Annotated in this window: 16 protein-coding genes; 6 read left to right on the top strand and 10 right to left on the bottom strand. The window is 26.8% G+C overall.

The genetic code is table 11. The annotated features are described in order from the left end of the window. Nucleotides 1–1,441: BadF/BadG/BcrA/BcrD ATPase family protein (locus tag ACRDDY_RS12170; protein WP_438565217.1), on the bottom strand; the 1,441-nt coding region annotated here is incomplete at its 3' end. A 200-nt stretch (nt 1,442–1,641) separates the two neighbouring features. Here ACRDDY_RS12170 and ACRDDY_RS12165 point away from each other — a divergent pair. After that, the gene (locus ACRDDY_RS12165; protein WP_438565216.1) at nt 1,642–1,995 is read left to right on the top strand and encodes a tetratricopeptide repeat protein; all 354 of its coding nucleotides are present in this window, start codon (nt 1,642–1,644) and stop codon (nt 1,993–1,995) included. A gap of 24 nt (nt 1,996–2,019) precedes the next feature. Here the strand turns inward: ACRDDY_RS12165 and ACRDDY_RS12160 are convergent, their stop codons facing one another. From ACRDDY_RS12160 to ACRDDY_RS12150, 3 genes are read right to left on the bottom strand one after another with little or no spacing between them, the layout of a single operon-like run. After that, complete coding sequence (locus ACRDDY_RS12160; RefSeq protein WP_438565215.1) at nt 2,020–3,081, bottom strand: transglutaminase domain-containing protein; 1,062 nt, start codon at nt 3,079–3,081, stop codon at nt 2,020–2,022. 10 nt (nt 3,082–3,091) lie between these two features. Beyond that, on the bottom strand, nt 3,092–3,727 hold the full coding sequence (gene recX, locus ACRDDY_RS12155) for a recombination regulator RecX (protein ID WP_438565214.1): 636 nt from the start codon (nt 3,725–3,727) through the stop codon (nt 3,092–3,094). 6 nt (nt 3,728–3,733) lie between these two features. Beyond that, nucleotides 3,734–4,981 (bottom strand): M16 family metallopeptidase, encoded by a 1,248-nt coding sequence (locus ACRDDY_RS12150; RefSeq protein WP_438565213.1) that lies wholly within the window; start codon nt 4,979–4,981, stop codon nt 3,734–3,736. 165 nt (nt 4,982–5,146) lie between these two features. On the opposite strand from ACRDDY_RS12150, the gene ACRDDY_RS12145 reads away from it, so the two are divergent. The 4 genes from ACRDDY_RS12145 to ACRDDY_RS12130 all read left to right on the top strand — a co-directional run bounded on the left by ACRDDY_RS12145 (nt 5,147) and on the right by ACRDDY_RS12130 (nt 7,889). Next, complete coding sequence (locus ACRDDY_RS12145) at nt 5,147–5,815, top strand: response regulator (RefSeq protein ID WP_438565212.1); 669 nt, start codon at nt 5,147–5,149, stop codon at nt 5,813–5,815. Beyond that, nucleotides 5,816–7,339: a sensor histidine kinase gene (locus tag ACRDDY_RS12140; RefSeq protein ID WP_438565211.1), complete on the top strand. Its 1,524-nt coding sequence runs from the start codon at nt 5,816–5,818 to the stop codon at nt 7,337–7,339. A gap of 66 nt (nt 7,340–7,405) precedes the next feature. Continuing rightward, nucleotides 7,406–7,582, top strand: a complete 177-nt coding sequence (locus tag ACRDDY_RS12135) for a hypothetical protein (RefSeq protein ID WP_438565210.1) — start codon at nt 7,406–7,408, stop codon at nt 7,580–7,582. 82 nt (nt 7,583–7,664) lie between these two features. Continuing rightward, nucleotides 7,665–7,889, top strand: a complete 225-nt coding sequence (locus ACRDDY_RS12130; protein WP_438565209.1) for a hypothetical protein — start codon at nt 7,665–7,667, stop codon at nt 7,887–7,889. Nucleotides 7,890–7,947: 58 nt separating this feature from the next. Here the strand turns inward: ACRDDY_RS12130 and ymfI are convergent, their stop codons facing one another. The 6 genes from ymfI to glyA all read right to left on the bottom strand — a co-directional run bounded on the left by ymfI (nt 7,948) and on the right by glyA (nt 15,419). Then, entirely contained in the window at nt 7,948–8,688 is a 741-nt protein-coding gene (gene ymfI, locus ACRDDY_RS12125; RefSeq protein WP_438565208.1) for an elongation factor P 5-aminopentanone reductase, read from the bottom strand. Between the two features lie 9 nt (nt 8,689–8,697). Continuing rightward, on the bottom strand, nt 8,698–9,612 hold the full coding sequence (locus tag ACRDDY_RS12120; protein WP_438565207.1) for a dipeptidase: 915 nt from the start codon (nt 9,610–9,612) through the stop codon (nt 8,698–8,700). A 113-nt stretch (nt 9,613–9,725) separates the two neighbouring features. Continuing rightward, a complete protein-coding gene (locus ACRDDY_RS12115; protein ID WP_438565206.1) occupies nt 9,726–11,642 on the bottom strand; it encodes an FUSC family protein in 1,917 nt (638 codons plus the stop codon). 122 nt (nt 11,643–11,764) lie between these two features. After that, entirely contained in the window at nt 11,765–12,673 is a 909-nt protein-coding gene (locus tag ACRDDY_RS12110; RefSeq protein ID WP_438565205.1) for a metallophosphoesterase, read from the bottom strand. Nucleotides 12,674–13,013: 340 nt separating this feature from the next. Then, the gene (gene trpS / locus ACRDDY_RS12105; RefSeq protein ID WP_438565204.1) at nt 13,014–14,021 is read right to left on the bottom strand and encodes a tryptophan--tRNA ligase; all 1,008 of its coding nucleotides are present in this window, start codon (nt 14,019–14,021) and stop codon (nt 13,014–13,016) included. Nucleotides 14,022–14,183: 162 nt separating this feature from the next. Further along, a complete protein-coding gene (gene glyA / locus ACRDDY_RS12100; RefSeq protein ID WP_438565203.1) occupies nt 14,184–15,419 on the bottom strand; it encodes a serine hydroxymethyltransferase in 1,236 nt (411 codons plus the stop codon). 190 nt (nt 15,420–15,609) lie between these two features. On the opposite strand from glyA, the gene ACRDDY_RS12095 reads away from it, so the two are divergent. Beyond that, nucleotides 15,610–16,291, top strand: a 682-nt coding sequence (locus tag ACRDDY_RS12095; protein ID WP_438565202.1) for a threonine/serine exporter family protein, incomplete at its 3' end; no start/stop codon positions are given.

The raw sequence follows: 16,291 nt of genomic DNA, 5'->3' as shown, positions 1-16,291 counted from the left end.
ATCCTAAATCAACTGGACTACTAGATTCTAAAGCTGCTTTTGCAAAATCTTCTACACCTATTCCAAGTGATTTACCGAATGTTTCAATGAATGACCCACATCCTGATGAACATGCCTCATTTAAAAGAATACTATCTATTACCCCATTTTTAATTCTTAGACATTTCATATCTTGGCCACCAATATCAAGAATAAAATCTACACCTGGTAAAAAATGGTCTGCAGCTTTATAATGTGCTATAGTTTCTATCTCACCTATATCCATATGTAATGCAGATTTTATAAGTGCCTCACCATATCCTGTTACTGTAGCTTTTGCTATTTTTGCCTTTTCTGGTAATTTGCTATATACATTATTCATTATCTCAACTATCTTCTTTAATGGATTTCCTCCATTTCCTCCATAGTATGAGTATATAATTTCATCATCTTTGTTAATTAAAACAACTTTAGTAGTTGTTGAACCCGCATCTATTCCTAGAAATACATTTCCAACTGTATTCTCTATGTTTCCTCTTTTAGCTTTTGCCTTTGCATGTCTTTCATTAAAAGCCTTAAACTCTTCATCATCTTTAAAAAGTTTATCAAGTCTAAGTACTTCATCATCTTTTGCATCAGACATGCTATTTACTTTCTCAATTAAATCAACAAAATCTACTGGTTCCTCTTCTCTTGATAGTAGAGCTGCTCCCATTGCTACAAAAAGTTGTGGGTTTTCTGGGAATATAATTTCTTCATCTGTCAGATTTAAAGTCTCGATGAATCTTTGTCTAAGCTCTGATAAGAAATAAAGAGGCCCCCCTAAGAAAGCTATATTTCCTTCTATTGGCTTACCACAAGCAAGCCCTCCAATTGTTTGGTTAACAACTGCTTGAAGTACTGAAGCTGCAATATCCTCTTTCTTAGCTCCTTCATTTATAAGAGGCTGTACATCTGTTTTAGCAAATACACCACATCTTGAAGCTATTGGATATATTACTCCATAATTTTTTGCAAGTTCATTTAATCCTGTAGCATCTGTATTTAAAAGTGATGCCATTTGGTCTATAAATGCTCCTGTACCTCCAGCACAAGTACCATTCATTCTCTGTTCTATTCCATCTTTTAAATAAGTTATTTTTGCATCTTCTCCACCAAGCTCTATTGCTACATCTGTTTGTGGAATTATTGTTTCTATTGTTTCTGTACATGCAATAACTTCTTGTACAAACTTAACATCTAGCCAGTTTGCCATAGAAAGTCCACCAGAACCTGTTATTGTTACTGATAGTTTTATGTCCCCAAATTTTTCAAAGCATTCTTTCATAATATCTATTATAGTTTGCTTTATATTTGAAAAGTGTCTTCTATATTCACTGAATACCATGTTGTCTTTTACATCTAATAAGACAACTTTAACTGTTGTAGATCCAACATCTAGTCCCAGTTTAAATTTTTCCATTTAATTACACCTACTTTTTCAAAATATTAAATCGCATATATTGATATTATATAATATTCATTATTAAATCAACAAGAAACAAAAAATTTAAGGCAGATTTAAAAAAGATTTAAAATATCATAATTTTCTCCCCCCTCGTATATAATATACAAATAATGACCATAATGTAAATAAATACTATTATTAAGGAGGCTTAAAACTTGGATTATTTTAATGAAGGCAATAAATTATATAATACTCACGAGTATAAAAAAGCTATAGATTTTTATAAAAAAGCTGTAAAATCTAATGATAACCAAGCTTGCTCATACTACAATGCTGGAGTCTGTTTCATTAAGTTAAAAGAATATCCTTCTGCTATAGATATGCTTAAAAAGGCTATAGATATTCAAAGAGAAAGTAAATATTTTTTTAATCTAGGATACTGTTATGCTATGCAAGACATTCCTAAAAAAGCCTTAATTTATTTCAATATGGCTTGGGCTTTAAATAATAAAGATGAAGAGTGTGAGAAAGCTATAAAGCTTTTAATATCTAAATATAAAAAAGATTAGGAATATAAAAATTCCTAATCTTTTTTAGTTCCATTGACCTGCAATACTTTCTTCTTTATGATCTTCAAAAAAACTCTTATTATTAAAGTAATTTCCTGCATTATAAAAAGTTGGATCAACATTTATCCATTTTCCTAAACTCTTAATATATACTTGATTCCATGCATGATTTATATACTCTTCCCCATTATAAGCTTCTCCCGTAATAAGCCTAACTGGAAGGTTTACTGCCCTTGCCATTGCTACATATAGACACGCGTAATCAAAACATATTCCACTTCTTGTATTAAATGCTTCTATTGCACCGCTTTTTAACTTTCTATCTCCTCTCATTATAAGCTTTGCCTTTTCATTATCATATGTTATATGACTACCAACCCACTCGTAAATACTCTTCGCTTTCTCTAAATCTGTTGTATCATTTCTTGTTATTTCTTTTGCTTTTTCATTTATTGCATTATCACTTTTTACTCCTTCTGATAATGTCACCCCATTATAATAAACTATCTTTCCATTTCCAATATCCTGAAGAAGCCCACTTTTTATTTCATTTACTTTAAGCCCACTAATATTTTGCTCTATCTTTTTATAAATATTTATTTTATTAAATATCTGAATATCCTTATTAAAAATATTTGCTTTATTTATAATAACAACAATACTAAACAAAATACATAAACTTAGGAATCCTTTTATAAATCCTAAAATTGCTCCTAATATAACTTTTATAATAATATTATTATCCAGTTTTTCTAAAAAACTTCCTAATAAAACTTTATTTATAAATTTAAAAATATTATATAAAATAAAATTTACTATCATAAAACATATTATAACTAATCCAATTTTAAATAAATATTTAAGTATAGGATTTATATTGATATTTTCTATTAAATTACCTATATATGAATTTACATCATTAAAATAGCTAAATATAAATATCATTGTTCCTATTAGTGCTACACTTCCTGAAATCTCATTTACTGCATAATTTATAGCTTTCCTTCTAAATGCTCTAAGTATACATCTTACAACTGGCACACCTACTACTAACAAACATATTAATGTAGATAAATTTTTTCCCATTTATACTCCTTTAATATTCATCATTGCTCAAAACTTTATTTATAATCTCTTTTGCAGATGAAAACTCATATCCTCTTCCTACTAAATATCTAAAAAGCTTATCTTTTAATTTGTACTTATCAGATTCTTTTCCCTTTAAAATATTATATTTTTTCTCACAAAGATAGATACCTCTTTCAACCTCTTCACTTTTATCAAACTCACTAAGTATTTCTTCTATCAATTCTCTATTAATTCCTTTTCTTTCTAATGTAAATTTTATTTTATTACTTCCTTGATTGAAAAGTTTATCTTTTATATACATTCTAGTATATTTAGCATCATCTAAAAATTTATATTCTATAAGAAAATTTATAGCATAATCTATTTGCTGATCTAAAAACTCATAACTCTTTAGCTTAGTTCTTAATTCTTTCTCTGTTTTATAACTTCTTTCTACAATCTTTATAGCTCTTTCTTTACATTTTGAAAACCCATCTTTTAAGACTGCTTCCTTTATCTTTTCTTCATCTATCTCTAAATTTTTTTTAAGCCCCATTTTATATGCAAGCTCTCCGTCTATTGCAAATGCAAAGTCTTCATCTACGTAGACATTTACTCTACCTTTATTTCTTTTTCCTTCTTCTATTTTAGTAACTCTCCCCAAAAATATCTACTCCTCTTTTCTTCTTAATATGTGAACTGTTGGTTTTACAAGTACTTTCTTCCCTATATCTTTAAGCTCTTCTTTTCTTATATTATTAAGTCTTTTCATATCTTCTACAAACTCTAAAAGCTCTTCTTCCGAAAGAGCCTGATGAAGAACATAATTACAAAGTTCTGCTGAATCTTCTAAAGTACTTATAACAGCTGTTTTATGAACTTTTTTCATTATATTTAAATCTCTATCAGTAAATATAATCTCTTCTTTTATTATTTTTTCTATAATCTCATTTATAACCTCTTCTGTTTTCTCAACATCTTCATCTCCTACAGATGTATATATATAGAGACTTTTTGATTCCTTACTTATATCTAAATGAGTAAAAATATCATATGCATATCCTCTATTTTCTCTAACTTCTCTAAAAAGAATTGAATTTGCACTTTCCCCAAGTCTATGATTTAAGATTCTAAGTGGAAGTTCCTCTTCTTTTTTTAAATCATCAAAAGTATACATATATACTATTGTACTTTGTTCTATATCTTCCTTATAGCTCTCTTTTCTTATAAATCTATTTTTTTCTTTAATTGGCTCTATTTTTTCTTCTTTTCTATCTTCCCAATTTCCAAAATAATTATCTACCATTTTTAAAGAATCTTCATGATCTAATGATGTTACTATTGTTATTACAGCATTACTTGGTCTATAATATTTTTCAAAATATCCTTTTATATCTTCTCTTTTAAAATTCTTGACATTTTTTTCTATTCCTATAACTTCCCATCTTAAAAAACCTTTTGAAAAAGCTGTTTCATTTGTTTTCTTAAAACTTAAATCTTCAATATCATCTTTTCCAGTTCTAAGTTCAGCTAAAATCACACTTCTTTCTTTTTCTATTTCTTCTTTATCGAAAGTTGAATTTATAACCATATCACTTAAAAGTTTTGTTCCATTTTCTAATTCTTCTTCTAAACAGCTTATTGTATATACTGTATTCTCATAATCTGTATACGCATTATATTCTCCACCTAAATTTTCAAGTTCACTATTTAATTCTTCATTATTTAAATTTTCAGTACCTTTAAATAGCATATGCTCAACAAAATGGCTTATCCCTTTTTCTTCTAGCTTTTCATACATAGAACCAATATTAAATCCTATATTTATAGCACCTATTCTAGTATCCTTTTTTATAGTTATAACTTCTAAATTATTTTTTAGTCTATATTTTTTTACATCAAAATTTAATTTTATCATCTTCATCTCCCATTATTACTCTCGCTTTTAAATTAACGTCTTTTCTGTATTTTACAACAAAAATAGTCTTTATAAAAGACGTTTATCTTATATATACTTTTACTTAAATCAAAATTTTATATATAATAGAATTAAATATATATTATTAGGGGGTATTCATACAATATGAAAACAGTTTTAGTTGTAGAAGATGAAATAAAAATCCGCTTCTTAATTAGAGACTATTTTTTAAGTGAAGGCTTTAAAGTTCTAGAATCATCAAACGGTGAAGAAGGACTTCAAGTATTTAGTCAAAATACTATTGATATTATCATTTTAGATATTATGATGCCAAAATTAAATGGTCTAGATTTTTTAAGCATAGTTAGAGATGTATCTAATGTTCCTATTATTTTATTAACTGCAAAAAGCGAAGAAGATGATAAACTTCAAGGATATGCCTTTGGTGCTGATGATTATATGACTAAACCTTTTAGTCCTAAAGTTCTTCTTGCTAAAGCAAAGGTTTTACTTAAACGAACTGAAGCAAAAGTTGATTCTAGCACTAAGGACTTTAATGGACTTAAAATAAATAAATTATCTCATGAAGTTACCTTAGACTCAAATTATATTCAACTTTCACCAAAGGAATATGAACTTTTAGTTTATCTAACCGATAATGAAGGGATTTCTCTATCTAGAGATAATATTTTAGATCATGTATGGGGGATTGATTATTATGGTGATATTCGTACTGTAGATACTAACATTAAGAGACTTCGTGAAAAGCTTTCTTCTAAAGCTTCTTATATTGTCACTGTTAGAGGTAGCGGATATAAATTTGAGGTGAAATAGATGAATTTCAATAACTTTAAAAATTCCTCTTTATCTAAAAAAATATTTTTCATAACTTTTTTTATTATAATTGGACTTTTAGCAATTATTTTAATTGCTCAATCTCTTGTTTTTGAAGGATTTTATGAGAAAAAGAAAACTGAAAGCTTAATTGGTGCTATAAATAAATTCAAAATTGAATATTCAGGTCATCTAAATAATAATGTCCAAATTTATTCTGCACTTAAAAATTTTGAGAATGTTAATGGAGCTAAAATTGCTATATTCTCTTTAAATGGTGAACTTAAATTTATTCCAGGTGAAACTAATGCAGATCAAAATGATGTTGCACTTTTAAAAGATTTTTGTTCTGAAATATTAAAAAATAAAACTATTTTAAATAATGTTTTAGGAGAAAATAAAACTATTTCTACAAGTTTTTATGAAAAAGGGCAATATAAAAATATAGGTATTGCCTCTGCTATATCAACATCTAATCATGTAGATTCAATTATACTTTGTGTTTCTTCAATTCAACCAATTTTAGAAGCAAGTAATATTATTAGTGAATTCTATATTTATATTTTTCTAGGTGCTACAATACTCGCTATTTTAGTTTCTTATGGCTATAGTAAAAAAATTGCTAAGCCACTTGTTCAAATTAATGATGTTGCAATAAAAATGAGTAATATGGATTTTTCTGAAAAATGTGCTGTAAACTCTAATGATGAAATCGGTCACCTTGCAAAAACTTTTAATTTTTTGTCATCTAAATTAAAATCTACATTAGATGATTTAAAAGAAAGCAACTCTAAACTAAAAGAAGATATAGAACGCGAAAGACAGCTTGAAGTTATGAGAAAAGATTTTATTGCAAGCGTTAGCCATGAACTTAAAACTCCAATTGGTATAATTGAAGGATATGCAGAAGGTATAAAAGATGGTGTAGTTTCAGGAGAAGATGCTTCTCTTTATCTGCAAACTATAATAGATGAGTCACAAAAAATGGGAAAATTAGTTTCTAATATGCTCGAATTATCTAAGCTTGAATCTGGTGTTATTAAGCCTCAATTTGAAATCTTTAATATAAATAGATTAGCCAAAAAAATATTTTCTAATTTTAAATTAGATTGTGATGAAAAAAATATACGTATGATTTTTGAACCTAGAACAGATTATTCTTATATAAATGGAGATATTTTTCAACTTGATCAAGTTTTAACTAATATTATTTCAAATTCTATAAAATACTCACCTGAAGGTGCTACAATAAAGTTAACTATTCAGTCTTTAGATAATAAATTTATGACTTTAAGTCTTTTAAATACAGACTCCTTTATTCCTGAAAATGAATGTTCTAATCTTTTTAATAAATTCTACAGATTAGATAAATCTGGTAATAGAGATAAGAATAGTGCTGGTCTTGGCCTTTCTATTGTAAAGAATATTTTAGACCTTCATGAATTTTCTTATACCTTAAAAAGTACTCCTGAAGGTGTTTTGTTTACGTTTAAAGCTCCCCTACAGGTAGTTGAAGAAAATTAATTATTAATATTTTAAGCTCCTTTTGGTAATATTACCTTTATAATATTATTGAGAGGAGTTTTTACTATGAAAACTAAGAAAATTAAATCATTATTTGCTATTTTAATTCTTTCTTTAAGTATTAGTATAACTTGTGTATCTTGTAATGAAACTAAAACTATACCAACTCCTACACAAGCTACTAATAACACTAATCTTAATAATTATTTCCCAATTGTTAAAATGGATCTTTCATCTTCATGAATAAAAAATGGAATCATTGATCCATAATATGGAGCTGCATCTAAATATAAACTCGATGCTATGCCTCTTGAATCTATTCCTCTTGAATGGTCTTAAAGGATTCCAAGTTCCAAGAGAAAAAGCTTTCCATTATGCTGGAATGATTCCTATAAGCTTCCCACATAAATATACTATAACTATTTATGCTTTAAATACTAGCTTAGAACTTAAAATTGGTTTTGGTCTAAATGATTTATATACAGCTATGGACGGACATATTGTTGGTGAAGGAGTAAGTTTACGGTACATACAACACATCTGTAACTAAGCTTTAAATAATAAAAAATACTAATCTAAAATTTTTAGAGTAGTACTTTTTTTTATCTTTAAATCATTCCACCATCAGCTTTTATAATTTGCCCTGTAATATATGAGGCTTTATCCGATGCTAAAAATACAGCAAGTTCTGCTACTTCTTCACCTTCTCCAAAGCGCCCCATTGGAATCTCTTGTTCAAGTTCTTCTTTTTCATTTTTATTTAAAAAACTATTCATCTTTGTATTTATAACTCCTGGTGCTATAGCATTAACTCTTATTTTCCCCATAGCTAGTTCCCTAGCTAAAGCCTTAGTAAAGGTATTTATTCCACCTTTACTTGCAGAATAAATTGTTTCACAAGATGCTCCATATTCTCCCCAAATTGAAGAAATATTTATTATAGAACCTCCATTTGAAAGCATATAATTTGATATTTCCTTTGAAAAATAAATTGTTCCTAAAAGATTTACAGAAATTAATTCTTCTATATCTTCTATACTTGAGTCCATTAATAATCCTATTTTACTTATTCCAGCATTATTAATTAAAATATCTACTTTCCCAAAAGTTCTCAATGTTTCTGTACAAATTTTTCTTACATCTTCAATATTCTTTGAATCTGCTTTTATAAATTTTATATTATAGTTAAATTCTCCTAAAGTTTTTACTGCCTCTTCCATAGCCTTCTCATCTTTAGAATAAGTTCCAATTACCTTACAACCTTCTTCTAAAAACTTTTTTGCTATAGCTAATCCAATTCCTTTTGTAGCTCCTGTTATTATGCTTACTTTTCCATCTAGTTGTAACATTTCTTACTCCTACTTACAAAAAATTCTCATTGCATTTTTATAAAATACTTTTTCTATTTCATCCATAGTAAAATTATTTTTCACCATTTCTTTTATAATTATATCCATTTTACTGCAATCTTTAATCTCTACTTCATTTTCTATTCCATCAAAATCACTACCAAGACCTAAACTCTCAATACCAGCCTTATTTTTAATATGAACCATATGCTTAACTAAATCTTCTACTCTTGTCATTTCAGAATTTGCTACAAAATCTACACAAAAATTTATTCCAGTAAGTCCTCCCTTATTTCCTAAAGCCTTAAGCATTTCATCTGTTAAGTTTCTAGGATGATTTTGTACTTCTCTACTATTTGAATGAGTTGCTATAAATGGTTTCTTAGTATGCTTTACTAAATCCCAAAAACCTTTATCTGAAAGATGCGAACAATCTGGAACTATATTAAATTTCTCCATTTCATCAACTATATCAAATCCTACTTTTTTTAATCCATCATTTTTATGTTTAAACTCAAAATTTGGATATCCTATACTATTTTCATAATTCCAAGTTAATGTAATGGCCTTAATTCCCATCTTTGAAACCTTTTCTACATTATAAGGATTTCCTTCTAATGCTTCTCCCTCTTCTATTGTTAAGCAAGCATATAGTTTCTCTAAATCTAAGTTTCCATTAAATATTTCTATTTCATTTTTATTTTTTTTAAGTTCCTTCATAAAATTTTCATGCATAAGTGAAAATTCTTCAAATGGGCTTCTTTTAATTTCTCCTAAATCTATAAAAAAAGCAAACATTTGCATAAGTGCATCACCTTTTTTTAGCTTTTCTATATCTACTTTACATATACTTTTATTTAAATTTAAATTTTTCTCATAAAATAATCTACTAGCTGTATCACAATGTAAATCTATAAATTTCATTCTTTTACACTCCTTTATTTATAATATATTTTTCTATTATACTATATATTGTCTTTTAAATAAAAAAACCTTTAAAAGATTAATATTTTTAACCTTTTAAAGGATTATTAAAATTAAATAATTTCTTTATTATTCTCTATCTTGTCTGAAAAATCTAATATATTTAATGCAAGACTATACATTAATCTTTCTCTAATATTATTTTCTTCATTCATAGCTACATTAAATTCATCTTCTATTTTTTCATATTTTCGGTTTGCTAAATCTTCTACTAATTTTGATGAAAAATCAGTGAATTTTTTATCAGCAATTTCTCTTTTTAGATTCAAATATAAAACATATAGATCTGAAGTTAAAATACTATTATATGCAAAACATGGTAAATCAAAATCTTTAAGTGTTAATTGATAATTCACTCTTAATTGATTTTCAATTACTGCACATAATAAAAAGAATTTCTTTACTTCAACAAAATCAATTTTTTGATTTTCTGCCATATTTTTTATACTTTCAAACATTCCTTTAACTAATGACATATATTTTTCAGTTAATCTAGTACTTAATTTATTTAAATCACATCTTAAAACAAATTTATTTAATACTATTGCTAAAACCATTCCGCAAAGAACCATAAATATTCTTGTTAATGCAAAACTTAGTACATCTGCTCCTCCTGCTGCCATCGTAATTATACAAATAGTTGCAAAGAAAATTGAATATTTATATTGTTTGATATAACACATAATATATCCATCAATTAACACAATTATCATTCTTATTGATTCTGATTTGAATATAGTTAATAAAATTATTGTAACTATTGCTCCTAAAAGTGTTGCAATAAGTCTATCTTTTGTTTTATACTTAGCTGTTTCATATATAGGATTTACAAGTGAATATATTGTAAACATCATCCAAACACTTTCATCTATTGGCATTTTTATCATTTGAATAATAAAAAATGTTATAGTCATTCCAATAGACAATCTAGTTGCATAACTAATTCCTAGTACATTTTTTGTATCAATTCTAACCTGTGTTACATTTTTTATTTTATTTTGCATATCTTTTAAGCTTTCTTTAACACTATACTCACCTTTTATTTCACGTTCTAATGCATCTGAAATTAAAATTAGACTATTTAATATTTGAAGTCCTTCTTTATTTTTACTTAATTTATCCTTAAATTCTCTGAGAAAATCATAACTTTGCTTATTAAATTCTACAACCTTCATTTTCCCCTTCAAAAGCTTTAAGAAGTTTTCAAAATAAACTTCTTTTAAAAATGTCATTTCCTCTAAACTATCCAAATTTGATGTTAATGAAAGATTAAACTTCTCTAGTCCTGCAAGTAAACTTAAACTTGCCTCACCTTCCTCTGAAATAAAAAATTGCTCACCTCTAGTATCAAAAATCATTGTTTTTAATACCATAAATAAATTGCTTATTTGGGCCTCAATTTGACTATAATCTTTTCCAGCTATCATTAAATCAATTTTTGCTCTCATTAATTGCGACACACCCTCAAATATTCCAATTGAATTTTTATGTATTCTATTTCTATTAATTATTAATTGTGGTGCTATTATTAATATTGCTCCAACTGCTAATGCTGCTAATCTTACCCATTCTTGGGAGTCAGGAACCGGAAAATTATATAAAAATATATATTGTAATACAAAAGGTACATATACTGGTCTTCTATATTCATTACATGTTATATATCCAATTGCAAAAAACATAAGAAAATTTAACGGTATTCCAATTAATAAATTGTGTGTACTAATAAATACAACTATACCCATTCCTAGATTCATAAATAATAATACACCTAAATTTTTAAAAAAATGCGTTGTTAAATCTCTATCTAAATACATCATCATTGAGATAAATGTAGCAATTGCAATAAGTACATTGCTATCTCCAAAAATAGCCTTAAATATGCTAGCAAATAAAGTAATTCCTACAAATGTTATTGTATTAGAAATAACTAATTTTTTTATTTTTTTCTTATCTAGATTTTTAAACATTCTATTCTCCTTTCATTAAAATACTTATTTTTATTTCATATCACAATATACTACATTTTCCTTATCTTATTCAACTATTATCAAATTATAATTTAGTAAATTTTAATTCATATTTTTAATTTTTATTTTACAAATTCCAAATAATCTTCTAATCGTTCTGGGCCTTTTATTACACTTCGTCTTATATACAAATTATTCTCATTGTTTATTTCTATTGACCATTTAATAAGGGCTATTATTCCTTTATTTAACTCAATAGTAGTCACAGTATCCTTATTTACACAACATCCATCATTAAAATAAAGCCCTTCTCCTACCTCTGGAAATATTGTATCATGAGTATGTCCACAAATTATAATTTTTTTATATTTATTTGATAAAAAATTTAGTCTTTTATCAAGTTTCCCACCTTTATTATAATTATTAGCTGGTGTCATAGGTTCTTTAAATCCCATCACACCTTCCATAAAGCTCCAAAAATATCTTACTAAAAATTTAGTTATAGGAATAAATTCATTATTTAAGAAATCTATTTGATGACCATGCATAACTATAATTTCTTTATTATAAGGTTTATAATTTAAAACTAAACTTTCTAAAAATCTAATATTTTTTAAAAGTTCAATACACTCTTCTCCAAAATTTTTTTTAATTTTTCTAAAAGCTTTTATTTGAATATTTACAAAGTTTTTCTTCTTCTTTTGAATATCATGATTTCCATAAAGCATATATAATCTCTTATCAACTCTAAATCGATTTAAAACTCTAAAAACTTCTTTATAAGTATAAGAAATATTAACTAAATTCTTATTTTTCCAAAGTTCATCCCCATCACCAATTTCAATTAAAGTATATTTTTCTTTATAATAATATTTTAATGCCGATAAATAAATATTTCTATTTTCAATTAAAGCATCACTATTATTTCCATTCCCTCTATGAACATCACTAATAAATACAACCTTACTTTCTTTATCAATAGAAAATCTTTCACTTTTTTTAAGTAGTTTTAAAATTCCTTTATCTCTCATATAATCACTTTCCTAGAATTAATATATCTTCAATATATGTATTTATTTTAACAAGTGTTATCTCATATACAAAAATAAGCCAAGACTTAAATTTTCTTGACTTATCTTTTCTATTTTTATTTATTTTCTAAGCTTCTTATCCTTCCGATATTTTTCATCAATATTAATTATAAAATGATCTAGCCTAAACATACTTTTCCCCCATTTTTTTGCTTTCCATTTTTAGTATATTCATCTATTATTATTTAATTTCTTTATTTTTATATTTTTTCTTATCAAAAAAAGAAGCCAAACCTAAAGTAGCTTCTCTCAGCTTTTTAAATTTGACTTCTTTCATAATCTACCTAGGAATTAATCCTATTTTCTTTTGAACTTTTCTTAAAGTTTTTTGTCCTATATAATTTGCTTTTTCAGCACCATTCTTATAAATAGCTTCAAGTTCTTTTTTATTACTTAAAAGTTCTTTTACTCTTATTTGAACTGGCTCAAGCTCATTTACTATAGCTTCTCCTACATCCTTTTTAAAGTCTGCATATCCTTTATCTTTGTATCTTTCTACAATCTCTTCTGGTGTAACACCTTCAATTGTAGAAATTATATTTATAAGATTCTTTATTCCTGGTTGTTCATCAGTATAGTTTACTACACCTATACTATCTGTTACAGCTCTTGAAATTTTCTTTCTTATCGCATCTGGTGAATCCATTAATAATATTGAAGCATTTGGATTCTCTTCTGACTTTGACATTTTCTTACTTGGATCTTGAAGATCCATTATTTTAGCTCCAGCTTTCGGTGTATATCCATCTGGAACTTTAAATGTATCACTATATGTTGTATTAAATCTAATAGCAATATCACGTGCAAGCTCTAAATGTTGTCTTTGATCTATCCCTACTGGTACTAGATCAGTTTGATATAAAAGTATATCTGCTGCCATAAGTACTGGATAGTTAAATAAACCTGCACTAATTGACTCACCTTTATTTATTGCCTTTTGTGACTTATCCTTATATTGAGTCATACGATTAAGTTCACCCATATATGAATTACAAGTTAAAAGCCATGAAAGCTCAGCATGTGCGGGCACATGCGATTGTATAAATAAAATATTTTTTTCTATATCTATACCTGATGCTATATAAATAGCTAATATTTCTAATGTTCTCTTTCTAAGTTCTGCTGGTGTTTGCTTTACTGTTATTGCATGTAAATCAACTACACAATAATAGCATTCATAATCATCTTGAAGTTTTACCCATGATTTTATGGCTCCTAAATAATTTCCTAAAGTTAAATCACCTGATGGCTTTATTCCACTGAATATTACCTTCTTCTTATCTTCCATGAGATATCTCCTTTCTAGCTTTTATTTTGTATAATATATCTATTTATTATACTTTACTTTATCCTAAGTGATATCTTATGTCAAGATGAATAGATATTTTCTTCTAAATTAAGGCTTATACAAAATGCTAGGATAGATATTTTTTCTATCCTAGCATAAGTTTTAAATATACATTTTATGTTTACTACTTAACTTTTTAACTCTTTCTTTTAAACTAGCTAAATCTTTATCTTTATTTTCTATTGCATCATTTATAATACTTGCAATCTCTTTCATATCCTCTTCATTATACCCTCTAGTAGTTACTGCTGCTGTTCCAATTCTAACTCCTGATGTTACAAATGGACTTCTAGTTTCATTTGGTACAGTATTTTTGTTTAATGTTATGCCAATACTATCTAAAAGATTTTCAACTTCTTTACCAGTTATATTTTTATTGTTTAAATCAACTAATATAAGGTGATTATCAGTTCCATTAGAAACCAATTTAAAACCATGTGATTTTAAAGCTTCACTAAGTGCTATACAATTTTCTACAACCTTCTTTGCATACTTTTTAAACGAAGGATCTAAAGCTTCTTTAAAACAAACAGCTTTAGCTGCAATTACATGTTCTAAAGGTCCTCCTTGTATTCCTGGAAATATATTTTTATTTAAATCTTTAGCAAATTTTTCTTCACAAAGAATAAGTCCCCCTCTCGGTCCTCTTAACGTTTTATGTGTTGTTGTAGTAACGAAATGTGCATATGGAACTGGATTTTCATGAACTCCACCTGCAACAAGTCCTGCAATATGAGCCATATCTACCATTAAATATGCATTAACTTCATCAGCTATCTCTCTAAATTTTTTAAAATCTAATTTTCTTGGATATGCACTTGCACCTGCTACAATAAGCTTTGGTTTACTTTCTAATGCTATTTCACGTACCTTTTCATAATCAATAACTTCAGTTTCTTTATCTACACCATATGATACAAAATTAAATAATTTTCCTGAAAAATTAACTTTAGATCCATGTGTTAAATGTCCACCATGACTTAAATCCATTCCAAGAACGGTGTCTCCCGGCTCTAAGATAGTAAAGTATACGGCCATATTAGCTTGTGAACCTGAATGTGCTTGAACATTTGCATGTTCTGCATTAAAAAGTTTTTTAGCTCTATCTATTGCAATTTGTTCAATTTTATCTACTACATGACATCCACCGTAATATCTTTTATCTGGATATCCTTCTGCATATTTATTCGTTAAATATGATCCCATTGCTTCCATTATAGCCTTACTTGTAAAATTCTCTGATGCTATAAGTTCAATTCCCGCTTCTTGTCTTTCTAATTCTTTTTCAATTAATCCATAAATCTCTTCATCTTCTTTTTTTATTTTTTCAAAATTCATCGTATCACCCCAAAAATTATTTTATTTTATAAAAAGTATATGCTCTACCAAGTTTTATTTCAACATCTTTTAAAAATTTAGCTTATATTTTTCTTTTTATATAATTTTCATTACAAATTTATATTTTCCTTTAATATTTAAAATATTTGTTATATTATTATTATGTATTAAACGGGGGAGGTACTTTTTAATGGATATTAATAAACTTTTATTCCTTGCAACTAGAGCTGGAACTCTTATGCTTCAAAGTGGAGCTGAGATTTACAGAGTTGAAGAAACTATTTGTCGTATTTGCGAATCTTATTCTATAGATTCAGTTAATAGCTTTGTAACTCCAACTGGAATTATGGTTTCTATTTGTGCAAAGGATCAAACTTACACTTTAATTAATCGTGTTTCAAGTCGTGGTGTTAATCTTCACAGAATTGAAGAAATAAATGCCCTTTCAAGATATATTACAACTAATACTCCAACCTTTGATTTTATCGAAAATACCTTAAACGATATATCCGAAGAAAAGAGATATTCTTACCGCTTAACTATTTTTTCTTCAGCACTTGCTGCTGCTTGTTTTGCACCTCTTTTCGGTGGAAATCTTCATGATTTTATTATGACTTTTTTTATAGGAGGTTTTATAAAAATTCTATCTATAAAATTTGCTAAATTAGAGCTTAATGATTTTTTTATAAATTTAATTTGTGCTGGAACCGTTGCGCTTTTAGCAATTATTTCCTTAAAGCTCAAATTAATAAATAATATTGATAACACTATAATTGGAGGCATTATGCTTCTAGTTCCTGGGCTAGCTATAACAAATGCTATTCGTGATACTATTGCAGGTGATTTTTTATCTGGAATTACTAAAGCCTTTG

Origin of the sequence: Clostridium sp., assembly GCF_051656525.1 — a bacterium.
Lineage (GTDB): Bacteria > Bacillota > Clostridia > Clostridiales > Clostridiaceae > Clostridium.
The sequence above is the reverse complement of the archived record's forward strand: the minus strand, read 5'-3'. Positions and strand labels throughout refer to the sequence as shown.